24 protein-coding genes, 1 tRNA gene and 1 rRNA gene are annotated in these 25704 nt (G+C 68.8%); 7 read left to right on the top strand and 19 right to left on the bottom strand.

The features are described from left to right. Positions 1–17: 17 nt before the first annotated feature. Positions 18–89 (bottom strand) — tRNA-Gln (locus FJ887_RS15335). 66 nt (positions 90–155) lie between these two features. Here FJ887_RS15335 and FJ887_RS15330 point away from each other — a divergent pair. Next, positions 156–584 (top strand): hypothetical protein, encoded by a 429-nt coding sequence (locus FJ887_RS15330; protein WP_137826787.1) that lies wholly within the window; start codon positions 156–158, stop codon positions 582–584. Positions 585–716: 132 nt separating this feature from the next. Next, positions 717–3251, top strand: a complete 2535-nt coding sequence (locus FJ887_RS15325) for a UvrD-helicase domain-containing protein (RefSeq protein WP_181365667.1) — start codon at positions 717–719, stop codon at positions 3249–3251. A 130-nt stretch (positions 3252–3381) separates the two neighbouring features. Here the strand turns inward: FJ887_RS15325 and FJ887_RS15320 are convergent, their stop codons facing one another. The 4 genes from FJ887_RS15320 to purN form a co-directional block, all read right to left on the bottom strand. Next, positions 3382–3564 carry an antitoxin gene (locus FJ887_RS15320; protein ID WP_137826786.1) on the bottom strand — a complete coding sequence of 61 codons (183 nt, stop codon included), beginning with the start codon at positions 3562–3564 and terminating at the stop codon, positions 3382–3384. A gap of 221 nt (positions 3565–3785) precedes the next feature. Further along, positions 3786–4037, bottom strand: a complete 252-nt coding sequence (locus FJ887_RS15315) for a hypothetical protein (protein WP_250786263.1) — start codon at positions 4035–4037, stop codon at positions 3786–3788. Positions 4038–4128: 91 nt separating this feature from the next. Then, positions 4129–5676 carry a bifunctional phosphoribosylaminoimidazolecarboxamide formyltransferase/IMP cyclohydrolase gene (gene purH, locus FJ887_RS15310; RefSeq protein ID WP_181365666.1) on the bottom strand — a complete coding sequence of 516 codons (1548 nt, stop codon included), beginning with the start codon at positions 5674–5676 and terminating at the stop codon, positions 4129–4131. A gap of 44 nt (positions 5677–5720) precedes the next feature. Next, positions 5721–6335, bottom strand: a complete 615-nt coding sequence (gene purN / locus FJ887_RS15305; protein ID WP_137826784.1) for a phosphoribosylglycinamide formyltransferase — start codon at positions 6333–6335, stop codon at positions 5721–5723. Between the two features lie 93 nt (positions 6336–6428). Between purN and FJ887_RS15300 the strand changes: the two genes are divergently transcribed. Then, positions 6429–6881, top strand: a complete 453-nt coding sequence (locus FJ887_RS15300) for a hypothetical protein (RefSeq protein ID WP_137826783.1) — start codon at positions 6429–6431, stop codon at positions 6879–6881. Positions 6882–6892: 11 nt separating this feature from the next. Here the strand turns inward: FJ887_RS15300 and FJ887_RS15295 are convergent, their stop codons facing one another. Then, on the bottom strand, positions 6893–8113 hold the full coding sequence (locus FJ887_RS15295) for a cell division protein PerM (RefSeq protein WP_140955573.1): 1221 nt from the start codon (positions 8111–8113) through the stop codon (positions 6893–6895). 228 nt (positions 8114–8341) lie between these two features. Here FJ887_RS15295 and FJ887_RS15290 point away from each other — a divergent pair, with 228 nt between their 5' ends. Next, positions 8342–10552, top strand: a complete 2211-nt coding sequence (locus FJ887_RS15290; RefSeq protein WP_250786262.1) for a hypothetical protein — start codon at positions 8342–8344, stop codon at positions 10550–10552. 123 nt (positions 10553–10675) lie between these two features. On the opposite strand, the gene FJ887_RS15285 is transcribed toward FJ887_RS15290, so the two are convergent. The 10 genes from FJ887_RS15285 to clpS form a co-directional block, all read right to left on the bottom strand. After that, on the bottom strand, positions 10676–12094 hold the full coding sequence (locus FJ887_RS15285; RefSeq protein ID WP_140955571.1) for an amidase: 1419 nt from the start codon (positions 12092–12094) through the stop codon (positions 10676–10678). 24 nt (positions 12095–12118) lie between these two features. Next, the gene (locus FJ887_RS15280) at positions 12119–13915 is read right to left on the bottom strand and encodes a dipeptide ABC transporter ATP-binding protein (protein WP_140955570.1); all 1797 of its coding nucleotides are present in this window, start codon (positions 13913–13915) and stop codon (positions 12119–12121) included. 1 nt (position 13916) lies between these two features. Then, entirely contained in the window at positions 13917–14822 is a 906-nt protein-coding gene (locus FJ887_RS15275; protein WP_181365665.1) for an ABC transporter permease, read from the bottom strand. Beyond that, positions 14819–15766 carry an ABC transporter permease gene (locus FJ887_RS15270; RefSeq protein WP_137826869.1) on the bottom strand — a complete coding sequence of 316 codons (948 nt, stop codon included), beginning with the start codon at positions 15764–15766 and terminating at the stop codon, positions 14819–14821. Before FJ887_RS15270 ends, FJ887_RS15275 begins: the two co-directional genes overlap by 4 nt. A gap of 12 nt (positions 15767–15778) precedes the next feature. After that, complete coding sequence (locus tag FJ887_RS15265) at positions 15779–17278, bottom strand: ABC transporter substrate-binding protein (RefSeq protein WP_140955569.1); 1500 nt, start codon at positions 17276–17278, stop codon at positions 15779–15781. Between the two features lie 145 nt (positions 17279–17423). Next, complete coding sequence (rdgB, locus tag FJ887_RS15260; RefSeq protein WP_137826867.1) at positions 17424–18029, bottom strand: RdgB/HAM1 family non-canonical purine NTP pyrophosphatase; 606 nt, start codon at positions 18027–18029, stop codon at positions 17424–17426. Continuing rightward, on the bottom strand, positions 18026–18751 hold the full coding sequence (gene rph / locus FJ887_RS15255; RefSeq protein ID WP_140955568.1) for a ribonuclease PH: 726 nt from the start codon (positions 18749–18751) through the stop codon (positions 18026–18028). Before rph ends, rdgB begins: the two co-directional genes overlap by 4 nt. Positions 18752–18861: 110 nt before the next feature. After that, positions 18862–19683, bottom strand: a complete 822-nt coding sequence (locus tag FJ887_RS15250; RefSeq protein WP_137826865.1) for an MBL fold metallo-hydrolase — start codon at positions 19681–19683, stop codon at positions 18862–18864. After that, positions 19680–20264 carry a DUF2017 family protein gene (locus FJ887_RS15245; protein ID WP_140955567.1) on the bottom strand — a complete coding sequence of 195 codons (585 nt, stop codon included), beginning with the start codon at positions 20262–20264 and terminating at the stop codon, positions 19680–19682. The genes FJ887_RS15250 and FJ887_RS15245 overlap by 4 nt, the downstream gene beginning before the upstream one ends. A gap of 3 nt (positions 20265–20267) precedes the next feature. Continuing rightward, entirely contained in the window at positions 20268–20573 is a 306-nt protein-coding gene (gene clpS, locus FJ887_RS15240; RefSeq protein ID WP_140955566.1) for an ATP-dependent Clp protease adapter ClpS, read from the bottom strand. Positions 20574–20625: 52 nt separating this feature from the next. Between clpS and FJ887_RS15235 the strand changes: the two genes are divergently transcribed. After that, positions 20626–21945 (top strand): nicotinate phosphoribosyltransferase, encoded by a 1320-nt coding sequence (locus tag FJ887_RS15235; protein ID WP_140955565.1) that lies wholly within the window; start codon positions 20626–20628, stop codon positions 21943–21945. A gap of 7 nt (positions 21946–21952) precedes the next feature. On the opposite strand, the gene FJ887_RS15230 is transcribed toward FJ887_RS15235, so the two are convergent. Beyond that, the gene (locus tag FJ887_RS15230) at positions 21953–23734 is read right to left on the bottom strand and encodes a DEAD/DEAH box helicase (RefSeq protein ID WP_140955564.1); all 1782 of its coding nucleotides are present in this window, start codon (positions 23732–23734) and stop codon (positions 21953–21955) included. Further along, positions 23735–23989, bottom strand: coding sequence for a DUF3039 domain-containing protein (locus FJ887_RS15225; protein ID WP_137826860.1), 255 nt, complete (start codon positions 23987–23989; stop codon positions 23735–23737). A 31-nt stretch (positions 23990–24020) separates the two neighbouring features. On the opposite strand from FJ887_RS15225, the gene FJ887_RS15220 reads away from it, so the two are divergent. After that, positions 24021–24536, top strand: a complete 516-nt coding sequence (locus FJ887_RS15220; protein WP_137826859.1) for a flavin reductase family protein — start codon at positions 24021–24023, stop codon at positions 24534–24536. A gap of 110 nt (positions 24537–24646) precedes the next feature. Beyond that, positions 24647–25303, top strand: a complete 657-nt coding sequence (locus FJ887_RS15215) for a GNAT family N-acetyltransferase (protein ID WP_137826858.1) — start codon at positions 24647–24649, stop codon at positions 25301–25303. A gap of 98 nt (positions 25304–25401) precedes the next feature. Here FJ887_RS15215 and rrf read toward each other — a convergent pair. Beyond that, a 5S ribosomal RNA gene (gene rrf, locus FJ887_RS15210) occupies positions 25402–25521 on the bottom strand. Between the last annotated feature and the right edge of the window lie 183 nt (positions 25522–25704).

The following is a 25704-nucleotide window of genomic DNA, read 5'->3' as shown; positions in this document are numbered from 1 at the left end:
AAGTCGGATGGGGCCAGCTCCGCCCATAGGATTCGAACCTATACTGCACGGCTCCAAAGGCCGGCGTGCTGCCATTACACCAGGGCGGAACAGCGTGCGCCAGTCAATCAGGGCCCGCGCTCACGAGACACCATCATGCCATTACGATGAACGGTATGGAAATTCTGCGCGAGGTACTGCTCACCCTTCATCTTATCGGCATGGCGATCATCGTGGGAGGCTATTTCACGGTCATCCGCGCCCCTCGCGTGCTGCCCGGAATGCTCCATGCCTCGTACCTCCAGCTCGTCACCGGACTCCTCCTCGTCGGGCTCGCGGAGATGGGTGACGGCCAGGTCAACCACATGAAGATCGGCATCAAGCTCGTCGTCGCGATCCTCGTCACGGTCTTCGCCTTCATCGGCAACCGGCAGCAGAAGCGGTACGCCGCGGGACTCGACAACGGCGGACTCGCTGCCGGCGGCACGACCGGATCCGGTGCCGGCGGGGCAGCCGTGGCGACGAAGAACCCCTCGGCGACGATGGCACATCTCACGTTCGCGTTCGCGATCATCAACGTCCTCGTCGCGGTCTTCGTCGGCTGACCCGCGTCCTCAGCCCCCTTCGGGGCGCTCAGCCGCTCAGCCAGTCGGCGCCGAGTTGCCCAGCGCCCGAAGAGCGGCCGAGGGTGAGCGCGTCCCCTCGCGTCAGCGGCGACCGGTATCGTGGACTCCGACATGACTGAGAACTCCTCCATCACGGCCGCCTCGCCCGCCGACGAACTGCTGTCGGGACTCAACCCCCGCCAGCGCGAAGCCGTCGTCCACACGGGCTCTCCCCTGCTCATCGTCGCCGGCGCCGGTTCCGGCAAGACGACGGTGCTCACGAGGCGCATCGCCTACGCGCTGGCCACCGGGCGCGCACACCCGGGCGAGGTCCTCGCGATCACGTTCACGAACAAGGCCGCGAAGGAGATGGCCGAGCGCGTCTCGGCGATCGTCGGACCCGCCTCGCGGTCGATGTGGGTCTCGACCTTCCACTCCTCCTGCGTGCGGATCCTCCGGCGCGAGGCGAAGACGCTGGGCATGAAGTCGAACTTCACGATCTACGACGCCCAGGACGCGCAGCGCCTCGTCGCGCAGATCCTCAAGGAGCTCGGTCTCGATTCGAAGAAGTACGCCCCGCGGGCGATCCTCCACCGGATCTCGAACCTCAAGAACGAGCTCCAGACGGCCGAGGACTTCGTCCCCCGCCCCAACAATCCGGCCGACGAGGTGCTCGCCGACGTCTTCCGCCGCTACACCGCGCGCCTCAAGCTCGCCAACGCCTTCGACTTCGACGACCTCATCGCCGAGACCGTCCACCTCTTCGGCGCCTTCCCCGAGGTCGCCGACTACTACCGCCGGCGGTTCCGGCACATCCTCGTCGACGAGTACCAGGACACGAACCCCGCCCAGTACGCGCTCATCCGCGCTCTGGCCGGTGACGGCGCCGGAGGCTCCGGCGGTGCCGAGCTCACCGTCGTCGGCGACGCCGACCAGTCGATCTACGCGTTCCGCGGGGCGACGGTGCGCAACATCGTCGAGTTCGAGAAGGACTTCCCCGCCGCCGAGGTGGTCCTCCTCGAGCAGAACTACCGGTCGACGCAGAACATCCTCGACGCCGCGAACGCCGTCATCGCCAACAATCAGGACCGCAAGGAGAAGCGCCTGTGGACCTCCGAGGGCGGGGGCAAGCCGATCGTCGGCTGGGTCGCGGAGAACGAACAGGCCGAAGCGCGGTTCGTCGTCGACCGCATCGACGAGCTCATCGACGACGAGACGTACACGTACGGCGACTTCGCCGTCTTCTACCGCACGAACGCCCAGTCCCGGGCGATCGAGGACGCTCTCGTCCGCTCGGGCATCCCGTACAAGGTCGTCGGCGGCACGCGCTTCTACGAGCGCCGGGAGATCAAGGACGCCCTCGCCTACCTCCGCGTCATCGCCAACCCCGACGACGACGTCAACCTCCGGCGCATCCTCAACGTGCCCAAGCGCTCGATCGGCGACCGCACCGAGGGCATCATCGCCGACTTCGCCGACCGGGAGGGCATCAGCTTCTACGCGGCCCTCGGTCGCCTCGCGGAGATCCCCCACCTGCCCTCGCGTGCGCAGACCGCGGTGCAGAAGTTCTACGACCTGCTGAGAGACCTCTCCGCGACCGCCGAGGCGGCTCCCGTGTCCCGTGTCATCGAGGCGATCCTCGAGCAGTCCGGGTACCTCGAATCCCTCCAGAAGAGCACGGACCCGCAGGACGAGTCCCGGGTCGACAACCTCGCCGAACTCGTCGCCGTGGCCGAGGACTTCGCCGCCACGCGCACGATCGCCGCCGCCGATGACGAGGAGGCTGCGGAATCCGACGCCGTTCCCTCCGCAGCCGTGGAGGCGACCGACGCCGACGACACGAGTGCTTCACCCGGGCCGGAGGATGCCCCCGCCGAGGCGATCGCCGAATCCGCTGCCGATGCACAGTCCGCGGACGTCGAGTCCCCCGCCGAGGCGGCCGGCACCTCCTCGATCGACGCCTTCCTCGAGCAGGTCGCCCTCGCCTCGGACACCGACCAGATCCCCGACGCCGAACTCGGTCAGGTCACGCTGATGACCCTGCACACGGCGAAGGGACTCGAGTTCCCCGTCGTCTTCCTCACCGGTCTCGAGGACGGCGGCTTCCCGCACGCCCGGTCCTTCGAGAATCCCAGCGAGCTCTCCGAAGAGCGTCGCCTCGCCTACGTCGGCCTCACCCGGGCCCGCCAGCGGCTCATCGTCACGCGGGCCGAGACCCGCAGCATGTGGGGCCAGCCGCAGTACAACCCGCCGAGCCGGTTCCTCACGGAGATCCCGGAGAACCTCATCGAGTGGGAGAGCACCGGCAGCTTCTCCTCGCCGCTCGGCAGCGGCGGGGGCTTCGGCTCAGGATCACGCGGCGTCGGCTCCAGCGGCTACAGCTCGGGCAGCAGCTACGGCGGCGGGTCGACCCGCGGCACCGGATCCTCGCGCAGCAGCCGGTCGTCCTCGTCGGCGGCGGGCGGCGGCTTCCCCAACCGCATCCGCCCCAATCGCGAAGTCATCTCCGTGTCCGTGGGTGAGAAGGTCTCCCACGAATCGTTCGGCCTCGGCACCGTCACCGAGGTCAACGGCGTCGGCGACAAGACCGTTGCCGTCGTCGACTTCGGCTCGCTCGGCACGAAGCGCCTCCTGCTGCGGTACGCGCCGGTCGAGAAGCTCGGCTGAGCCGACTCCTCCGGCATCCGGGCGCGCGGCATCCGGGCGCGACACCGATGTGCGGACACGAAGAAGCGCCGAGGTGAAATCGCTTTCACCTCGGCGCTCATCCATGCCGGACGCGGCTATGGATTGAAGATCATTCGTTGCCAATCGCACCGTCGGCGCCGTCGCGGCCCTGGTTGATCTGGTCCTCGAACTTGCCGCCGGAAAGGTTGTTGGCTGCGTCAGCGCCCTTGTCCAGGCCCTGGTCGCTGAGTTCTTCACCCTTATCGCTATTCAAGGCGTCCTTGGCTTTGTTGGTGAGGTCATCAAATCCCATGCTGTCTCCTTTCATCGGAAGAGGCCCTCTCGGACCTCCTGACGCAGTCCACGATGCCACTTCCCGCGCCCGAGACAAGATGGGGAGGCAGATTTCACAGCCACCTCACAAAGTGACGGTGATCTCAACTACAGTAGCTTGACCGGTCGGAGGGCGACTGCCCGGCATCGGCAGAGGTCAGAGCGCTGTACGGCCTCGCCATCAACGGCGCGCGGCCGGCATCAGCGCGTCTGGGGAACGACGAACGCGAGGCCGACGAGGAGGACGGCGAAGATCAGGCACGTGAGGATGTCGACGGTCTTCGACCTGTTGACCCAGAACTCGCCCCAGGGTGCCGGCATCGCCCGCAGCATCGCGAGTCCTGCCGGGACGGCGGCGAGCACGATGGCCGCCAGGCGGAAGTCGATGAACGCTGAGGCCGCGGCGATGACGATGGCGACGAGGCACGCCAGAAGCACCCAGTCCTTCGACACCGGGTGGGCGTACCGGCGCTTCCAGTAGATCCAGCGCTTGGCGACCGCTCCTCTCCCCCGCCGGGCATGGCGGGGAGAGGTGCGCGTGCGCTCAGTGGAAGAAATGGCGGCTCCCCGTGAGGTAGAGGGAGACACCCGCGGCCTCGGCGGCGGCGATGACCTCGTCGTCGCGGATCGATCCGCCCGGCTGGACGACGGCGGTGACACCGGCGTCGAGGAGGATCTCCAGGCCGTCGGCGAACGGGAAGAACGCGTCGGAGGCGGCAACGGACCCGGCGGCGCGTTCGGCGCCGGCGCGGTCGACGGCGAGCTTCGCGGAATCGACGCGGTTGACCTGCCCCATGCCGACGCCGACCGAGGCCCCGTCCTTCGCGAGCAGGATCGCATTGGACTTCACCGCCCGGCAGGCCTTCCACGCGAATTCGAGGTCGGCGAGGACCTCGGGCGTCGCCGCCGGTCCGGCCGCCAGCGTCCACGCCTCCGCGGAGTCACCGGCGGCCTGGAAGACGTCACGGTCCTGGACGAGGAAACCGCCGGTGATCTGCGTGAACTCGCGGGCCGGGAAGTCGACGTCGCCGAGTTCGATGAGGCGGAGGTTCTTCTTCGCGGCGAGGATCTCGAGGGCCTCGGGCGAGAACGACGGTGCGGCGAGGCACTCGGTGAAGATCGGCTTGATCGATTCGGCGAGCGCGGCGTCGACCTCGCGGTTGACGGCGATGACTCCGCCGTACGCCGAGAGCGGGTCGGAGGCGTGCGCGGCCCGGTGCGCCTCGGCGGGGGTGTCGGCGACGGCGATGCCGCACGGGTTCGCGTGCTTGATGATCGCCACGGCGGGACGCTCGAAGTCGAAGGCGGCGCGGATCGCGGCATCCGTGTCCGTGTAGTTGTTGTACGACATCGCCTTGCCGCCGAGCAGTCTCGCACCGGCGATCCCCCGGGTGCCGTCGGTGTAGACGGCTGCCCCCTGATGGGGGTTCTCACCGTAGCGGAGGTCGGCGAGCTTGACGCCGGTCAGTCCCGCGAAGTCCGGCTGTGCGCCCTCGGCGGCGAGTTCCCCGGCGAACCAGGCGGCGACCTGGGAGTCGTAGGCCGCGGTGTGGGCGAAGGCGCGGGCGGCGAAGGCCCGTCGGGCTCCCTCGTCGAAGCCCTCGGCGGATGCCGCGTCAACGACCGCTGAGTAGTCGGCCGGGTCGGTGACGACGGTGACGGTGGGATGGTTCTTCGCCGCCGCCCTGACCATCGAGGGTCCGCCGATGTCGATCTGCTCGATGCAGTCGTCGAAGCCGGCGCCGCTGGCCACGGTGTCGGCGAACGGGTAGAGGTTGACGACGACGAGGTCGAACGGTGCGATCTCGAGTTCGTCGAGCTGCTCGAGGTGATCGGGTTTGCGCGAGTCGGCGAGGATCCCGGCGTGGACGCGCGGGTGGAGCGTCTTGACCCGGCCTTCGAGGGTCTCGGGGAAGCCGGTGAGCTCCTCGACCTTCGTGACGTCGACCCCGGCGTCGGCGATGCGCGCCGCCGTCGATCCTGTGGAGACGATCTCGACCCCGGCCGCGGCGAGCCCGCGGGCGAGCTCCTCGAGACCGGTCTTGTCGTAGACGCTGATGAGCGCTCTCCTGATCGCGCGGGTTCCTGTCACTGATCCTCCTTGGGGTGCGGTGTGGGTGGAGTCGGGTCGGACGGTCATGCGCGGTAGCCCCGCACTCGGCGACCGTCGATGTCGAGGTCGTTGGCGGTGAGGAACGCCAGCAGTCGGACGACTTCCTCGCGTTCGCGGGTCTTGATGCGTTCGTGCACGGTCTCCTCGGTGTCGCCGTCGTGGACAGGGACGGCGAACTGCGTGATGATCGGCCCGGTGTCGACTCCGGCGTCAACGAGGTGGATGGTCCCCCCGGTGACCTTGACCCCGTGCGCGAGCGCGTCCCGGACGCCGTGGGCGCCGGGGAATGCGGGCAGCAGTGCCGGGTGGGTGTTGATGATGCGGTTGGGGAAGGCGGAGATGAATTCCTCGCCGAGGATGCGCATGAATCCCGCGGACACGACCCAGTCCGGGGCGAAGTCCGCGACGGTGTCGCGCAGCGTCCGGTTCCAGTCCTCCCGGGTCGCGCTGTCCCGGGGGCGGACGACGAAGGTCGGGATGCCCGCCGCCTCGGCGCGGGCGAGGACACCGGCGGTTGCCGCATCGGAGCCGATGCCGACGATCTCGACACCCGCCTCGGCGCGGGCGGGCCCGGCGAAGGCGTCGATGACGGCCTGGGTGAGGGTGCCTGAACCGGAAGCCAGGAGAACGATGCGCACGGATCCATTCTATCCACGCGTCGGCCCGTGCCCGTCCCGGGTGCACTGCTTCGCGCCGAGGCGTTTGCCAGTCGACTGTGACAAAATGTGGGGGTGACGTCACCGAACAGCACCGAAGAGAAGAACGCCCCCACTCCCGAAGAGGAGAGGCAGGCAGCGCCCGCGCGGCACGGACTCATCCTCGTCCTCCTCGTCCTCGCCGCCGTGCTGACGTTCACGTACCCGCTGCCGTTCAAGCTCGCCGCGGCCGGCTTCGCGATCGCCGCGATCGTGTGGTCGATCCGCTACATCATCGCCGTGGTCAGGGCGAAGCAGCGTCGCAGCATCTCACTCGGCGTACTCGGCGGCCTGCTGAGCATCTACCTCATCTTCTCCACGATGTCCTCCGTCGTCCTCTGGCCCGTCCAGACCGCGTACGAGGAGTGCGTCCGGGATGCGATCACCCAGCAGGCGGAGCTGACGTGCGCGAGCGACTACGAGACCGGACTCGGCGACTGGTTCCAGCAGATCACCGGGCAGGAGCTCGACCTTCCCGGCTCCAACTGAGCCGCTGAGCCTCAGGACTCCTCGGCGTCCGCGGTCTCGACGGCGTCGTCGAACTGCATGTGCGAGAGCTTCGTGAGCACGAGTCCGAGGCTGAGCCCCACCCCGATCCATCCGCACACGGCGAGCGCCGCAGTCAGCGGTGAGGGTCCGAAGGCCGCCAGGCCGAGCGGTCCGATCGCTCCACGGGAGAACAGGGCGATGGTCTCGGCGATGACGAAGAGGATCCCGACCGCGATCGCCAGTCCCGTCCACGACGCCGCGTGAACGGCCCGTGCGTGGGTGCGGCCGATGACGACGCTGCCGACGCCGAGGAGGACGAGCAGAGCCGGTGCGGCCTTCGTCCACACCGGGTACTCGCCGACGAGCAGCTCGAGGACGGGCACCGGCGGAACCGGGCCGGTCACCGTGCTGAACACGGAGCTCACGCCGCCGGCGCCGATGCTTACCCCGGTCCCCGCGATCCACGACAGGGCGCCGAACAGGGCACCGGGGGCGAAGAGCAGCTGGAGGACGGTGAGTCCGATGCCCGCCGACAGAGGCGAGCTGTAGGATCCCATCGCCTCGGCGAGGTCGGACCAGCGCAGGACGAGGGCGGCGCCGATGACGACGACGGCGAGGGATGCCGCACCCCAGAGAACGCGCCGGGCGACAGCGACGGCCGACTGCCACAGTGCGGGATCGAGGTCGGAGAACCACGGGATGTCGACGACGCCGCGGGCCCGGACATACCCGACGGCGAAGGCGGTGACGAGCAGCACGAGAAGCCGGACGAACCCGAGCGGGGTCATCGTCGCCTCACCGACGATGAGGGACAGTGCCACGAGCGGACCTGCGTAGGCGAGCGCGAATCCGGCGAGCGCCATCGCGCACATCGCCCACCACGGAGTCTCCTCTCCGTCGTCGGAGCGGATCGGATCGGCGTCCGAGAGCGTCGAGACGAGCCGAGACGCTCCGGCGGCGAGGAGAAGCCACACGCCGAGGGTGACGAGCCCGGGCGCAAGCGAGAAGTCGAACCCGATCGTCGAGACGCTCAGCCCGTGGACGACCGCCCACAGCGCGAACGCCCATTCGGGAATGATCGAGTAGTCGAGCTGAGCGCCCAGCCCGACGATCCAGAAGACCGTCGCGACGACGAACGCCGACGGGATGACGATGAGGTCGAGGCGGAAGGCCTCGACCAGTCCGAGGAGGACGGGATGGCGGGTGGTGCTCTGATGTGGAGAAGTGTGCATCGTTTCCATTTTCGCTGACCGACAGTCGACTTCCCGGTATTGACCGCGCGAAACTCATCTCAGGGACGTACAATTGCGCCAGAACGCGCGTGTCGGAAGTTAAGGAAGCAGCGAGCGATGAGCAATGGGAATGACGAACAGAACGTTCCGCCACCACCCAATCAGCCCCCGGGTCGCAACGGCGCCGGAGACAGCAAGGACCCATCGACACCTGCCGACAGAGATGCGGTGAACGCAGGCTCGAAGTCAGATGCGACCTCGGCAGGCAGCCCCGCCGAATCCGCGACGAGCACGCCGGCAGGGTCAGCCAAGGGCGCCGAATCCGGTGCGGACGGCGGCCGGTCGGTCGGTCGTGACGTCGGCAAGCCCGACGCCGGCAGATCCGACGGTGGCAAGGCCCCCGCTGACAAGCCCGACGCTGGCACGTCCGACGATGCGAAGATGTCGGACGGCGCGGAGAAGCCCGGCAGCGCGGTCACGTCAGACGGCGCGGAGAAGCCCGCAGAGGCCCCGGCGCCGAGCGATGACACCGTGGCGATGCCCGCCCCCTTCTCCGGCGATCGTTCCGAGTCCGCGAACCGACCGGAGTCGGTCGATCGCAGCGAACCGTCCTTCGGCGACAGCGCCCCGCCGCTGCAGACGCCCGGCGGCCAGTCCGGCCCCCGGGATCAGGGGGCATCCGGACCGGGCGAGCGCCCCGGCACCAGCGGTCCTGCCGCTGCGCAGCCGTCCGCCCCGCAGTTCGGCGCACAGAACCGCAGCGCCTCAGGTCACGGTTCCCCCGGGAACGCTCCACAGGGCAACAGCCCGCAGGGCGACGGCCGCCCCAACGGCGGTCCCCAGGCCGGTGGTCCCCAGCAGGGTGAGCGTCAGGGCAGTGGCGCGGCTCCCTTCGGTGCCGCCGCGGCCGGCGGCCTGTTCGGCGCGAGCTCCGCGCGTCCGAACGGCCCAGCGCAGAACGGTCCTGCGCAGAACGGTTCAGGTCAGGGCGGTCCAGGTCAGGGTGGTCCGGCACAGAACGGCCCCGGCCCCTACCAGCCCGGCCCCGGCCAGCCTCAATCCGGCCAGTTCGGCCCGGCACAGAACGGGCCCGCACAGAACGGCCCCGGCCAGCCCGGACCGGCACAGCCCGGGCCCGGACAGGCGGGCGGCAACGCGTACAGCAGCAGTTCGTTCGACAACGGTCCCTACGGTCAGACGAACCCGTACCAGAGCCCGACGGGCTCCGGACCCCAGACCGCCTCGGGCCCCCAGACCGGGTCGGGTCCGCGCACCGGGTCGGGACCCGGATCGTCGCAGGCGCTGCCGCAGCCGGCTCCGGCACCCGGATTCGCCGGCGGCACGACAGCCACCTCGCGGGCCGCGGCCCGTCCGACGAAGAAGAAGGGCAAGCTGCCCCTCTTCATCGCCCTCGGCTCGGTTCTCCTCGTCCTCGTCCTCGTGCTCGTCGGGTTCCTCGTCATCAACTCGGTGAACAAGAACAACTACGGACCCGACACCGTCGCCGAGGACTACGTGGCCGCCCTCAACAAGGGCGACTTCGCCGCGGCGGAGAAGATCGCCCCGTCCCCGCGCCCCGAGGGCACGAACATGGACCTGCTGTCGAAGAACTTCACCGACGCCTCCTCGGCGAAGATCGAGAACGCCAAGGTCGAGACCTCACAGGTCGACGGGGACACCGGCAAGGTCACTGTCACCTACGAGCTCGACGGCAGCACGTACAACGTCGACCTGCCCGCGAAGAAGGACGGCAAGCAGAACCTCTTCTTCGACAAGTGGACGCTCACCGGTCCCGCGCTCCACGTCATCTCGCTCGACGTGCCCGCAGCCGACGGTCTGAAGATCAACGGCACCGACTACACGGCGCAGGCAGGCACGACCGCGTTCGCCGTCTACCCGGGCAACTACGACTTCTCGATCCCGGCGAGCAAGTGGGTCTCCGAGGCCTCCGACACGGCCGCGGCGAACTTCCCGCAGGCGTACGCCCCGGGCGATCAGCCGAGCACCGACCAGGTGTCGCCTCTGACCCTCAACCTCGCCCTCTCCCCGACGCCTGACTTCGAGAAGGAAGTGCAGAAGCAGGTCGAGGCCGAGCTGAACAAGTGCTTCGACAACAAGGACATCAAGCCCAAGTGCAAGTTCATCAAGTTCGATCCGACGCAGATTCCCGTCGGCGGCACCGATGACAAGCTCGAAGACCTCGCGAAGGACAACACCGCGAAGTGGACCATGAAGAAGATGCCGCAGGTCAAGGCCTCCTTCGGAATGGGTGACACGAACACCGGTTCGTTCTTCACAGAGACCAACGGCTCGTTCGACTTCAGCGTCGACGGCAAGGCCGCCGGATCCTCGTACTTCTCCAACGACAACCCGCTGTCGGTCTCCGGCAGCGTGAAGATCGAAGGCGACAAGCTCACGGTCGAATTCTTCGACTTCTGAGCCACCACTGACGGCCACCCATGATGAGGGCCGGGACCGCCCGCAACGGCGTCCCGGCCCTCAGCGTCTGCGCGCCCAGGCGCTGACCACGAGAGGACGGTCGGCGGAGGCCGAACCGCGGCCTCACCCGAGGTCGGCTCGCTGCGGGGCGGGGATGCCTGCCGCAGCCTCGAACCACATGCCGGCGGCCATGACGAGCCGGTCGGCGAACCGACGACCCGCAATCTGCACGCCGACGGTCCGGCCGTCCCCGGTGTACCCGCCGAGGGCGGTCGCCGCCGGCTGCTCGGACATGTTGAAGGGCATCGTGAAGCCGATGTGGCCCATCTTCTCGGTCGCGTCCGGATACGGCATCGGCCACTCGGCGGGAAAGGCCGCTCCGGGGGCGACCGGCGAGAGCACGAGGTCGAACCCGCCGGTGGCGGCGATGGTGCGCCGGCGGATCTCCTGGACGCTGTGATAGCAGTCCATGAGCGTCGTGCCCGGCACGTCGGCTCCGCCCTGCGCCCATTGCCGGATGTAGGGCAGGATGAGATCCTGCTCGGACACCGGCAGAGCTCGCAGGTCAGTCCACGACCGCACCCGCCAGAACAGATCCATGTCCCGCAGCAGGTCGTCGTCGATGAACGGGTCGACGTCGACGACCTCGGCACCGGCCGCGGCGAACGTCCGCCCCGCCTCGGCGATCACCGCCGCGACCTCCGGATCCACCGGCTCACCGCAGCCGGCGTCGAGGTGGAGACCGATCCGCAGTCCCCGCGGCGAGAAGGCCGCATCCGGGTTGAGTCCGACAGTCCCGAGGTCTTCCTCGGCATCGGCGGCGAACCGCGGCAGCCGGGAGTAGTCGCGGTCATCGGGGGCGGAGATGACGGGCATCACCGCTGCGACATCGGCCATCGACCGTGCGAGCGGTCCCGCGCAGCGTCCGAGGTAGGGGACGTCGAGGGGAACCCGTCCGAAGCTCGGTTTGAGTCCGGCCAGCCCCAACCACGTGCACGGCAGGCGGATCGACCCGCCGATGTCCGAACCGATGTGGATCGGACCGTACCCGGCAGCGGCCGCAGCTCCGGCTCCCGCACTCGACCCTCCGGTCGTCAGGCTCGGGTCGAGCGGGGAGCGGGTGATCCCGTGGAGGGAGGAGACCCCGGAGGAGAGCATCCCCCAGTCCGGCATCGTCGTCGACCCGACGATGACGGCACCGGCCTCCTGAAGTCGCTCGGTGATCGGCGCATCATGGTCGGCGACGGGCACCTCGACCCAGGCATGTCCCGAGGGCATCGGCACTCCCCGGCGTGCGATGTTCTCCTTGATCGTCACCGGCACCCCGTCGAGGCGACTGAGCGGTCGGTTCTCCCGCCACCGCCGGGCACTCGCCTCGGCAGCCGCGGTCGACCGCGCATCGTCGCGGTGGACGAGGGCGTTGATGACCGGCTCCCATGCGTCCATCCGCTCTGCCACGGCAGCGAACACGTCGCACGGATCGAAGTCCCCGGCGGCGAAGCCCACCGTCATCTCCGCGGCTGAGCGGTCGGCCAAGGTCATCGTCGTCCTTCTCTCTTCTCGGGGTCAGCGGGCGCCGGCGAGCGCCTCGGCGAGGTTGGGCGTCGCCGCGATGAGACTTCTCGTGTACTCCTCACGCGGGTGTGCGTAGACGCCCTCGGTCGTGCCGGCCTCGACGATGCGGCCGTCCTTCATGACGACGACGTCCGAGCACAGGTGGCGGACGACGCCGAGGTCGTGGGAGACGAAGACGAGGGTGAGGGCGTAGTCGTCGACGAGGTCGCTGAGCAGGTTGAGCACCTGCGCGCGCACGGAGACGTCGAGAGCGGAGACCGGTTCGTCGGCGACGAGGATCTGCGGGCGGGAGACGAGGGCGCGGGCGATCGAGATCCGCTGCCGCTGCCCGCCGGAGAACTGGTGCGGGTAGCGGCGCATCGTGGCCGGCTCGAGGTCGACGGCGCGCAGCATCTCCTCGACCCTGGCCTCCCGCTCCTCCCGTCCGATGCCCTTGGCGATGAGCGGTTCGGCGACGATGTCGGCGATGCGCATGCGCGGGTCGAGGGAGGCGAACGGATCCTGGAAGACGATCTGCAGGTGCTCGCGCAGGGTCTTCAGGTCTGCCGCGGACGCCGATTCGACGGTGATGTCGCCGACGCGCACATGCCCGGTCGTCGGGGTGTCGAGGCCCGCGAGGATGGACAGCAGCGTCGACTTCCCCGACCCGGATTCGCCGACGATGCCGAGCCGCTGTCCGCGGGCGACGCTGAGGTCGATGCTCTCGAGGGCCTGGACGGGCCGGCGGCGCCGGAAGAGGAGTCCGCCCGAGCGGTAGAGCTTCGAGACGCCGGCGACCTCGATGAGCGGGTCCGGGTCGCTGAGCGGGTCCGGGTCTCCCCCCTCGGGTGCCGACTGTGCCCGCCGGACGACGGCGCGCGCCGAGGCGGTCACCGGCCTGTCCGTCGCCCCACCGGGGGGCGGCGGGGCGAATCTCGAGAGCGGGTCCGACCGCTCGGTTCCGCCGGGCCCCGCGTACTCCCCTGCGGTGCGCAGCGTGAAGAGCCGTCCGTTCTCGTCGGTGGCCTCGAGGTCGGAGGAGGCGAGGAGGCCGCGCGTGTACGCGTGCTGGGGGTCGGTGAAGACCTCCGCGACGCTGCCGGTCTCGACGATCCGGCCCCCGTGCATGACGATGACGCGGTCGCAGAGGCCGGCGACGACGGCAAGGTCGTGGGTGATGAAGAGGAGTCCCGCCCCCACAGCGTCGACGCGTTCGGAGATGAGGTCGAGCATGTGCTTCTGCACGGTGACGTCGAGCGCGGTCGTCGGCTCGTCGCAGATGAGCAGGCGCGGCGAGTTAGCGAGTGCGATGGCGAGCATGACCCGCTGCCGTTGGCCGCCGGAGAGCTGGTGCGGGTAGGCGAACCGCGCTCCGTCGGGGTCGGGCATGTGCACGCTGACGAGGAGGTCGCGGACCCGCGCGGGGATCTCAGCCCGTGGCACGCCGCCGTGGAGGCGGAGCACCTCGGCGATCTGGTCGCCGACGCGCATGAGCGGGTTGAGCGCGCTCATCGGCTCCTGGAACACCATCGACACGAGGTCCGAGCGCATCCGGGCCAGTCGCCGTTCGCTCGCTTCGAGGACGTTGCCGTCGAAGCCCGCCAGGGTCACGGAACCCGCGGCGGAGAGCTCCTCGGGCAGCAGCCCCATGATCGACAGCGCGGTCAGGGACTTCCCCGATCCGGACTCCCCGATGAGTCCGACCCGCTCCCCCGGCGCCATCGTCAGGGACACGCCGTCGACGACGGGGGCGCCGGAATCGGCCGGGGTGATCGTCAGCCCCGCGACGTCGAGGAGGGTCTCGGCCATCTCAGCGCACCTCCATCTTCGGGTCGAAGCGGTCCCGCAGGCCGTCGCCGAGGAGGTTGAACCCGAGGACGGCGAGCGCGATGAACAGGCCCGGCCACAGCGCGAGTTCGGGGTGGGTGGTGAGGAACTGCTGGGACTCCTGGAGCATCCGTCCCCACGACGGCACCGGCGCCTGGGTGCCGAGACCGAGGAAGGACAGCCCCGCCTCGGCGAGGACGGCGATGGCGAACGTCACGGACGCCTGGACGATGACCATGCCGGCGATGTTCGGCAGGACGTGGACGACGGCGATAGCGCCGGGGCTGCGGTTGGCGGCGCGGGCCGCGCGCACGTAGTCGGAGCCGAGCACCTGCAGTGTGCCGGAGCGGGCGACGCGGGCGAACCCGGGGATCGAGGCGATGCCGACGGCGGCCATCGCCGGTCCGGTGCCGGGTTGGTAGACGGCGGCGAAGATGATCGCCAGGAGCAGGGCGGGGAAGGCGAGGAGGATGTCGTTGGCGCGCATGATCGCCGCGCCGATCCACCCGCCCCACGGGTACTGGGCGAAGACGGCGGCGAGGATGCCGATCGGGGTGCCGATGAGCAGGGCGATGCCGACGGCGACGACGCCGACCAGGAGAGTGATCCGCGCCCCGTCCATGATCCACGTCAGGGTGTCGCGGCCGAACCGGTCGGTGCCGAAGGGGTGCGCCGGGCTCGCGGATTCGAGTCGCGCGGCGGGGTCGACGGCACCCGGATCATAGGGCGTCCAGACGAAGGAGACGAGCGCGAGGACGACGATGAGGGCGACGAGGACGCCCCCGATGAGCAGCGGCGCACCGAGGCGGCGTCGCCTCCGCTCGGGGACGGCAGGTGCCGCTGCGGCGGGGTCGGTGGCGACGGTGTCGCGGGGGTTGGGCTCGCTCATGCGGCATTCCTCAGACGCGGGTCGACGACGGGATAGAGGAGGTCGACGATGAAGTTGATGATGAGGACGAGGACGATGAGGACCATGACGATGCCCTGCACGGTGAGCAGGTCGCGGTTGGCCACGGCCCGCACGAGCTCCGAGCCGATGCCGGGGAGGACGAAGATCTGCTCGATGACGACGGCGCCGACGAGGAGGGTCGCGAGCTGGACGCCGGCGACGGTGATGACGGGGATCGCGGCATTGCGCAGACCGTGGGCGAAGAGCGCCCGGGTGCGAGTCAGGCCCTTCGCCCGGGCGGTGCGGATGAAGTCCTCCCGCATGACGTCGAGGACCGCCGAGCGGACGTAGCGGGTGAGGATCGCGGCCTGGACGAGGGCGAGGGCCACGACAGGGAGGACGAGGCCTGCGAGGAAGTCGCCGAAGCCCTCGATCGGCGCCGTCCACCCCTGGGAGGGGAACCATCCCAGGGTGAGGGAGAAGACCATGACGAGGAGGATGGCGGCGAGGAAGTTGGGGATCGCGATCCCGATCTGGCTGAGTGCGGAGATCGTCGCGCCCACCCAGTTGCGCTGCTCGAGGGCGGCGAAGGTGCCCAGCGGCACGGCGATGGCGACGGCGAGGACGATCGCGGTGACGACGATGATCGCGGTGACCTGGACGCTGTCGACGATGACCGGGGTGATCTGCGTGCCCGTGACGTACGAAGTGCCGAAGTCGCCCTGGACCATGCCGCCGACCCAGTCGAGGTAGCGGACGATCGGGGGCTCATCGAGACCGTACCGGGCTTCGAGGGCGGCGACGGCCTCCGGTGTCGCGTTCGTTCCCAGCGCCACCTGTGCCGCGTTGCCCGGCAGGACGCTCATCAGCGCGAAGACGATCACCGAGGCGACGAAGAGGGAGAGGAGGAACTGGACGAACCGACCGAGGATGTAGGCGAGCATGGGCGACGGGTCTCACGCCCAGCTGAGATCGGCGATGCGGAAGGCGTCGGAGACGCGGTTGGCCGGGATCCCGCTGACGTCGGCCTTCGCGACGACGAGGTTGGGGAAGAGGAAGAGGAAGTCGGCGGCGGCATCCTCGGTGATCGTGCGCGCGATGTCCTTCATGCCGGAGATGTACTCCTCCTCGGTGCCGGTGTCGGCCTTCTCCGCGAGCTCCTTGATCTTCGTGTCGTCGTAGCCGGTGTAGTAGTCGGAGGAGAACACCGTGAGCAGGTCGCGGGGTTCGGCGTGGTTGATCACCGACATGTCGTATTCGTGCTTCGTGAACGTCTTGTCGAGCCACACGGCGGGGAACTCCTGCGTCTCGATTCGCGCTTTGAGCCCGACGGCCTCGAGCTGGGAGGACACGATCTCGGAGATCGCCTTCGCATACGGCAGGTTCGGCACGGTGAAGGCGAACTCCTCGCCGCTGATCCCCGCCTCGTCGACGAGCGACTTCGCCTTCTCCGGGTCGTAGGGCCACACCTGGGTGAGGTCTTCGTAGTACGGGTCCGTGGGCGGAACCATCGACCCGATGAGCTCCCCGTAGCCGGCCCATGCGGTGTCGAGGACGGCCTGGCGGTCGATGGCGTACATCACGGCCTCGCGTGCGGTCCTGTCGGCGAAGATGCCCTCGGCGTTGTTCATCGAGAGGACGACTTCGCCGTTCGTCGTTCCGGACACGATCTGGTAGTCGTCGTTCTGGAATTCGCTGGCGAGCTCCGGGGCCTGCAGGTTCGAGACGACGTCGATCTCCCCGGACTTCAGGGCGTTCGCCGCCGACACCGCGTCCTTGAAGTACTTGAACTCGACGTTGGCCACCGCGGGCTGCTCACCCCAGTAGCCGTCGCGGGCGACGAAGTCGATGGACTGTCCGCGCGTGAACGAGTCGACGGCATACGGGCCCGTCCCGATCGCCTGGTTCGCGAGATCGTCGGTGCCGGCGGTGTCGAAGACCGCGCCGACGAGGGTGGTGAGGTTGAACAGCCACATGTTCGACGGCTTCGCCAGGGTGATCTCCACGGTGGAGTCATCGGGAGTCGTGATCTCCTCGACGATGTCCATCTTCGACTTCAGCGGGTTCTGCCACTCGTTCTGCACGCGTTCGTACGAGTACTTCACGTCCTCGCTCGTCAGCTCCGCACCGTTGGAGAACGTCACTCCGTCGCGCAGGGTGAACGTGTAGGTCCGCCGGTCATCGGAGACGTCCCATTCCTGCGCGAGGGCGGGCTGGATCTTGCCCTGTTCGTCGACGCGGACGAGGGATTCGTAGACGTTCTCCATGAGCGCCTCGGGGATCGCCACCCCGGAGGTCGAGGTGAAGTCGAGGTTGACCGGTTCGGCGGTGAACGCGATCGCCATCGAGTCGTTCTGCCCCTCCCCCGGGTCTGAGGCTCCCGCGGAGCACGCTGACAGGAACAGGGTCACAGCGGCTGCGGCCGCGACCAGGAGTGTGGCGCGCGGAGTCTTCATCGTTCACCTCGTAGTTCGGGATGCCCATCGGCTCTGTCAGTGTATCCGAGCCCGGGCCCCGTGAACGTGGCGGGGGTCACATCGTGAGCGGCTGATCTGGAACGGGACTGCCGCCTGCGGCAGGGACCCCGTCGCCGAGGCGGTCTCAGAGTCCGGATTCGGCGCCGAGGATCGCGGCGAGCGCGTCGAAGGCGATGCGCCGGTGCGAACGGGCGTTCTTCTCCTCCGGCGTCATCTCGGCGGCACTGATCTCCGACCCGCTGGGGATGAAGATCGGGTCGTAGCCGAATCCGCCGTCGCCGGCCGGTGCGGTCGCCAGGTGCCCGGGCATGACCCCCTCGGTGACGAATTCGCGTCCGTCGGGGGTGACAGCGGCGGCCGCGCAGCGGAACTGGGCGCCGCGGTGCTCGGCGGCGATGTCGGACAGCTGGGCGAGGAGGAGCTCGAGGTTCGCGGCGTCGTCTCCGTGCCGACCGGCCCAGCGGGCGGAGAAGATGCCAGGGGCCCCGCCGAGGACGTCGACGGCGATGCCGGAGTCATCGGCGATCGCCGTCTTCCCGGTGGCCCGGGCCGCGGCACGAGCCTTGATGAGCGCGTTCTCCTCGAACGTCACCCCGGTCTCGGCGACATCGGGCAGACCCGCCTCGGCGGCGGTGAGCACCGTGGTGTCCTCCCCGAGCACGGGCAGGAGGATGGCCAGGAGCTCGCGCTTCTTCTTCTCGTTGTGGGTGGCGAGGACGAACGTCGTCATCGGCCGAGCACTTCGGCCTGGAGTTCGGTGAGGTCCTTACAGCCTTTCGCGGCGAGATCGAGGAGGGCACCGAGTTCGTCCCGATCGAACGGGACGCCTTCGGCGGTGCCCTGGACCTCGACGAACTTGCCCGACCCGGTCATGACGACGTTCATGTCCGTCTCGGCCGTCGAGTCCTCGACGTAGGGCAGGTCGAGGACGGGCCGGCCCTCGACGATGCCGACGCTGATGGCGGCGACGGAGTCGGTGAGCGGACGGTTCGCGGCCGGGATGATGCCGCTCGAGCGTCCGCGCTCGATGGCATCGGCCATCGCGACGTAGGCGCCGGTGATCGATGCGGTGCGGGTGCCGCCGTCGGCCTGGAGGACATCGCAGTCGAGGACGAGCGTGTTCTCCCCGAGCTTCGTCATGTCGATGACGGCGCGCAGGCTGCGGCCGATGAGGCGGGAGATCTCATGGGTGCGGCCCCCGAGCTTGCCCTTGACGGATTCGCGGGTGCTGCGGGAGTCCGTGGCGCGCGGGAGCATCGCGTACTCCGCGGTCACCCAGCCACGGCCCTGGCCCTTGAGCCAGCGGGGCACGCCCTCGGTCAGGGAGGCCGCGCACAGCACCCGGGTGTTGCCGAACTCGATGAGCGCCGAGCCCTCGGCCGTGGTGATCCAGTTGCGGGTGATCTTCACATCGCGGAGTTCGTCCGCCTGTCGTCCGTCGGCACGCGTCATGATTCGTCCGTCCTCAGTCTCGGTGGGTGGTGGCTGGTCGGTGGTGGCTCGGTGTTCGATGGCTCAGGGCTGGTGGCTGGTCGGTCGTCGGCGGAGTCGGCGAGGCGGCCTCACACGGTCCACCAGGCTCCGGGCTTCGCGAGTTCGATGGGTCCACGGTACTCGCCTGCGGCCTCACCGCGGACGATCGTGCAGTTCGTCCACACCGGGATGTGGGTGAGCACGAGCGACTTGACGTCGGCGGTCGCGGCGACCCGGCCGGCGCGGCGACCGGTGAGGTGGACGCCGCGCACGGTGTCCCTGCCCTCCTGGAAGGCGGCTTCGCAGAGGAAGAGGTCAGCGCCTGCGGCGGCGGCGACGAGGTTGTCGCATTCGTCGGTGTCGGCGGAGTAGACGAGCACGCGGCCGTTCGCATCGGTGATCCGCAGCGCGTAGGTCTCGACGGGATGGGCGACGAGGAAGGCCTCGACGGTGAGCGACCCGATGGTCATCACGGCGCGGTCGTCGAGGTCGACGAACTCGAAGGGCCGACCGAAGTCGGTGTCCTCGCAGCCCTCGGCGACCGGGGACTTGCCCGGCGGCGTCTGGTAGGCCCGGGTCAGCCGCTCCTTCGCCCCGGCCGGGGCGAGGACGGTCGTGCGGGTCCGGATGGTACCGGTGTCGGTGATGTCGCCGCTGAAGAAGCGCGGGTCGTAGCAGTGCCGGACGTAGAGCCCCATCATGTCCATGCAGTGGTCGGGATGGAGGTGGCTGAGCACGACCGCGGACACGGAGTCGAGGTCGACGGCCTGCTGGAGCGGGGTGAGCGCCCCGGATCCGAGGTCGAGCACGATCCTCGTCGGGGACTCCTCGTCGGTCTCGACGAGGTAGCAGCTGGCGGCGGATCCGGGTCCGGGGAACGACCCGGCGGTGCCGAGGGCGGTGAGTCTCATGCGTCCTCGTCCCCCTGCATCTCCGCGAGCAGGGACGTCGTCAGGCGGTCCTGGATCCAGGTGAGGAAGTCGTAGAGGGTGAGGGTGAGCTCTTCGGATTCGTCGAGCTCGCCGCGCCGGGCGTACGTCTCCTCCTGAGCTTCCTCGGTGTCGATGCCCAGGCGCACGGCGAGGACGAGCCGCAGGTCGTTGAGTCCCTTCATCCACGCGAGGACGTCGTCGCGGGTCAGGGTGATCGCGGCTCCGCGGCGCAGGCCCATGAGGATGATCCGCACGTTGTGCGCCTTCGCCTGCGCGAGATCGAATTCGGTGAGGCGACGGAACTCCGCGGACCGCTCCTCGTCGAGCGGGTCGACGTCGGGGAAGAGACGGAGCAGGGCCGGGTCGTCGGGACGGGGCCGGTCGATGAGGCCGAGGCGGGCCTCCCAGTTCTCCGAATCGGGGCGGCTGTCCTCCTCGCCGTCCTCGGTCTCCTCGCTCAGGAGCGCGGCGAGGTCGGTGAAGACGGTGAGCATGAGGGAACGTTCGTTGTCCTCGAGTCTGAGGACGACGTCGTCCCCTCGAGCATCTATGGCGGCCATGCGTCAGTCGGATCCTGTATCTGGTTGGCACGCGGCCCATAGGCCGAATTCGTGCATCGCTTGGGTGTCGCGCTCCATCTCCTCGCGTCCGCCGGTGGCGACGACGGAGCGCCCGTTCTCGTGGACTTCGAGCATGAGCGTGTGCGCCTTCTCCGCGGAATAGCCGAAGTAGCTCTGGAAGACGTAGCTGACGTAGCTCATGAGATTGACCGGGTCGTTGAAGACGACGGTCTTCCATGGTCGGGCCCTGTCCTGGTCGGTCCGCTCCCGGACATCGGGTTCGAGAACAGGGGTCGTTGGATTGCTCACGTTTCCACAATACGGCAGATCGCCGAGGCTGTCGTGACGTAAGATCGCGCCTATGAGTGATCTCACACGCACCGGTTCCACTGCGTTCTTCACCGATCAGTACGAATTGACGATGGTGCAGGCCGCCTTGAGATCCGGAGCTGCTCACCGCCGCAGCCTCTTCGAGGTCTTCGGCCGCAGCCTTCCCGCCGGGCGCCGCTACGGCGTCGTCGCCGGCACCGGTCGGATCCTCGAGATGCTCGGGGACTTCCGCTTCGACGATGAGCAGCTGAGCTTCCTCAGCCGTGAGCAGATCGTGGACAAGGAGACCATCGACTGGCTCGCGAACTACCGGTTCACCGGCACGATCCGCGGGTACGCCGAAGGCGAGATCTACTTCCCGGGCTCACCGCTGCTGACGATCGAGGCGAGCTTCGCCGAGGGCGTCATCCTCGAGACCCTCATCCTCTCCGCGCTCAACTACGACTGCGCTGTCGCCTCCGCGGCCTCCCGGATGGCGCAGGCCGCCGGCGATCGTCCGTGCGCGGAGATGGGCGGGAGGCGGACGAACGAACATGCCGCCGTCGCGGCCGCCCGCGCAGCTGTCATCGGCGGGTTCTCCTCGACGTCGAATCTCGCCGCGGGCCTCGAGTACGGCCTGCCGACGATCGGCACCTCGGCCCATTCGTTCACGCTCCTCCACGACTCCGAACGCGAGGCGTTCGCCGCGCAGCTGTCGTCGCTGGGCACCGACACGACGCTGCTCCTCGACACCTACGACGTCGAGGAGGCGCTGCGGACGGCGATCGATCTCGCCGGCGACCGCCTCGGCGGGGTCCGCATCGATTCGGGTGACCTCATCGAACAGGCCAGCGAGGTGCGGGCCGGCCTCGACCGCCTCGGGGCCACGGACACGACGATCACGGTGACGAGCGACCTCGACGAGTATGCGATCGCCGCGCTCGCGGCCTCCCCCGTCGACGCGTACGGTGTCGGCACCCGGGTCGTCACCGGGTCAGGGGCGCCGGCGGCGGGGCTCGTCTACAAGCTCGTGGCCCGCGCCGACGAAGCGGGGACGTGGACGGCGGTGGCGAAGAACTCCAGCGGCAAGCCCTCCCGCGGCGGACACAAGGAGGCCAGGCGCCTCATCGACGGGGCGATCGCGGTCGAGGAGGCCGTCGGCATTCCCGACCTGCCCGCCGATCTCGACGACGGACGGCACCTGTCGGTCGATCTCGTCGTCGCCGGTGAGGTCGACGAATCGTACACCGGTCCCGGCGGGGTGAAGAAGGCGTGCGCCCGCCACGACGAGTCGCTGGCCGAGCTGCCGCGGTCGGCCCGCCGCCTCCAGGACGGCGAACCGGCGATTCCCACGGTCTTCTACGCGAACTGAGGCCGCGTCACTTCCGGCCGATGAACCAGCCCTGAAGCTTCTTGATCCGCGCCTGGATCTGCTCACGGGTGGCCTGGGCGACCGCCGGGCCGCCGCACGCTCTGCGGAGTTCGACGTGGACGTTCTTGTGCGGGGTGCCGGTCCGCCGCGACCACGCGCCGACGAGGCTCTGGAGCTGGTCGCGCTCCTCCTTCATCGCCCGGTGCTCGAGTTCGCTGGTGTGGACCTCTGCCGCGGGCGGTGCCGCCGCGGTCTTCCGCTGCGCCTGCCTGGCCTGCTGGGTGCGCAGCAGCTCATGGACCTGTTCGGGTTCGAGGAGGCCGGGTATGCCGATGAAGTCGAGTTCGTCCTCGGAGCCGATCGCGCCACCGGTGCCGAACTCACCGCCGTCGAAGAGCACCCGGTCGAAGAGCGCCTCAGCGCCGAGGGCTTCGAACGACCCGAGCTGGTCGGACGCGCCCTCGTTGCGGTTGGCCTGTTCGAGGGCCTGATCGTCGAAGACGACGACGTCGTTCTCGTCCTCGTTGCGGGGCCGGTCGAGGGCGTGGTCGCGTTCGACCTCCATCGTGTTGGCCAGGGCGAGGAGGATCGGCACCGAGGGCAGGAACACCGAGGCGGTCTCCCCGCGCTTGCGGGCGCGCACGAAGCGGCCGATGGCCTGTGCGAAGAAGAGCGGGGTCGACGACGAGGTCGCGTAGACGCCGACGCACAGACGCGGGACGTCGACGCCTTCGGAGACCATGCGCACAGCGACCATCCACCGGTCCGTCGAGTTCTGGAACTCCTCGATGCGCGCGGAGGCGCCGGCTTCGTCGGAGAGGACGACGGTGGGCCTCTCCCCCGTGATCTCGCGCAGCACCTTCGCATAGGCGCGGGCGGCGTCCTGGTCGGTGGCGATGACGAGGCCACCGGCGTCGGGGACGGTGCGGCGGACCTCGGTCAGCCGGATGTCGGCAGCTTTGAGCACGGCGGGGATCCAGTCGCCGGCGGGATCGAGCGCGGTCCGCCAGGCCTGGGAGTTGATGTCCTTCGTCGTCTCCTCGCCGAGGACGTGCGACATCTCGTCTCCGGCCTTCGTCCGCCACGACATCGCACCGGCGTAGGCGAGGAAGAGGACGGGGCGGACGACGGAGTCCTTGAGTGCGCGGCCGTAGCCGTACGAGTAGTCGGCGACGGAGGTGCGGATGCCCTCGGCGTCGGGGGCATAGGTGACGAACGGGATCGGCGAGGTGTCCGACCGGAACGGGGTGCCGGTCAGCGACAGGCGTCGCACCGCCGGGCCGAAGGCCTCTCGCACGGCATCGCCCCAGGACAGGGCGTCACCGGCGTGGTGGACCTCGTCGAGGATGACGAGGGTTCGCCCGGCAGCGGTGCGGTTGTGGTGGAGTGCGGGCTTCGCAGCGACCTGGGCGTAGGTGAGGGCGACTCCGTGGTACCCGGGGGCGTGCTTGCCCTGCGAGTTCTTGAAGTGCGGGTCGAGTTTGATGCCGACGCGCGCGGCCGAGTCGGCCCACTGGACCTTGAGGTGTTCGGTGGGTGCGACGACGGTGACGCGGTTGACGACGCGCTGGGCGAGGAGTTCGGCGGCCAGGCGCAGCGCGAACGTCGTCTTGCCGGCGCCCGGGGTCGCCACGGCGAGGAAGTCCTTGGGCTGGTCCCGGAAGTAGAGGTCGAGGGCCTCGGCCTGCCATGCGCGCAGTTTGCCGGCCGTTCCCCACGCTGCGCGCTCGGGGAAGGCCGGTGGGAGCTGTTCGGCGGCGGAGGTCCCTGGGAGACGTTCCGCGGCCATTTACTCCTTGGGTCCTTCAGGCATCGATTCGAAGATCTCTTTGCATTTCGGGCAGACGGGGAAGCGCTCGGGGTCCCGGCTCGGCACCCACACCTTTCCGCACAGGGCGATGAGCGGGGTGCCCGTGACCATGGACTCCATGATCTTGTCCTTGGGCGCGTAGTGGCTGTACCGTTCGTGGTCACCGGGTTCGACAAGCTGCTCGCTCTGCTCGCGCTCGATCGTCGCCGAACCGCCTGTAGCTGGATAGGTCATGGCTCCATTGTAGTTCCCTAGAATGGGAACCATGGATCGGTCCCACGAGTATTCGCTCACAGAGCGCTACCGCGAGCTCAGTGACGACATCGCCGCCGCTGTCGCCGTGGTCTCGGCCAGGCGCGGGCAGGCGGCGCATGCGATCACGGTCGACTCGTTCCTCGACGTCTCCTACGACCCGCCGACGATGGCGGTGAGCATCTACTCGGGGTCGCGGATGATGGAGACCTTGGAGATGAGCGACCATTTCGCGATCTCCGTCCTCGCCTCTGATCAGCGGGATCTCTCCGAACGGCTCGGCGCTTCGGGTCAGCCTCTCTACGGTGCGCTCGGCGGGATCGGGAACTTCCCTGCCCCGCGGTCGGGACAGCCCGTGCTCGACGGCGCGATCGCCTGGTTCGAGCTCCGGCTCACCGACATCCTCACCGTCGCCACCCACAGTCTCGTCGTCGGGGAGGTCATCGCCCTCGGCGCCGGTGCCGACAGCGGCAAGTCGCAGCCGCTGCTGCGGTGGCGCAAGGCCTACGGCACGATCGGCCCCCGCTGACCCGCCCCTCTCCGCACCCGATGGGCGCGCGACATGTCGATGTCGGAACGCGGAGTCCCCTTCCGGCACGCTGAGCCCCCTTCGGGGTCGCTGAGGCCTAGACTCGGGGCATGGATTTGGCAGCGATCTGGCCGCCCTTCGGGCTGCGCATCACGATGGGAACGATGGAACTCACGCCGACACGGGAGTCCGATTATCCCGAACTCGCAGAGATCGCCCGTGGCGGAGTCCGGCGTGACACTGCGCCGGCATTCCTCGTCGACTGGGATTCGGGAACCGATGAGGAGATCGCGACGAACATCGCTCAGTTCCAGTGGGCCACTCGGGCGAACTTCTCACGGCAGGAGTGGACCATCGAGTTCACCGTCCGCGTCGATGGACGGGTCATCGGCCTGCAGGGCATCACCGGCAAGGACTTCCTCGCCACGAAGTCGGTGACGACAGGATCGTGGCTGGCACGGGCCGAGCAGGGTCAGGGGTACGGGACGCAGATGCGTCGTGCCGTCGTCACCGCGTTCACCGATCACTTCGACGTCGAGGTCTTCCATACCGCGCATATCGACGGCAACGATCCGAGTCGCCGGGTCTCCGAGAAGCTCGGCTACTCCCCCAACGGGCAGAAGCGCATCGTCGTCCAGGACGGCAAAGCGCACACGGAGCACCAGCTGATGCTGCCGGCTGCCGACATCATTCGCGGGCCCGAGCCGGTCGAGGTCACCGGCACCGAGGCAGTCCGCCGCTTCCTCGGACTCGACACCCCCAGCTGACTACAGCAGACACCCCAACCGGCGCGACACCCGGTCCGGTGCATGAATGCAGAAAGTGGGGGCACCCCACAAAGGAGTGCCCCCACCATCAAAGAATATTGCGGCAGTCACTTACTCTCCCACAACCACCAAGTTGCAGTACCATCAGCATGACATGGGCTTAGCTACCGGGATCGGAACGGTTAACCGGGCGTTTCCCCACCACTATCACCACCGCAAAACCAACCAACCACCCACACACTACTTACTTGCGTGTGGTAATGGTCCAAGAACCGCACAGCGAACGCGAACACCACAATGTGATCACACCAAAAACACTTAATCGTTACTCCCGCACACACCAACCCGTTCATGGGTTATGTGAGTGATCGGCGTATTAGTACCAGTCAACTCCACACCTT

Origin of the sequence: Brevibacterium sp. XM4083 (assembly GCF_006489205.2) — a bacterium.
Classification (GTDB): Bacteria; Actinomycetota; Actinomycetes; order Actinomycetales; family Brevibacteriaceae; genus Brevibacterium.
Note: the sequence above shows the minus strand (reverse complement) of the source record. Positions and strands in the feature narration are given on the sequence as shown.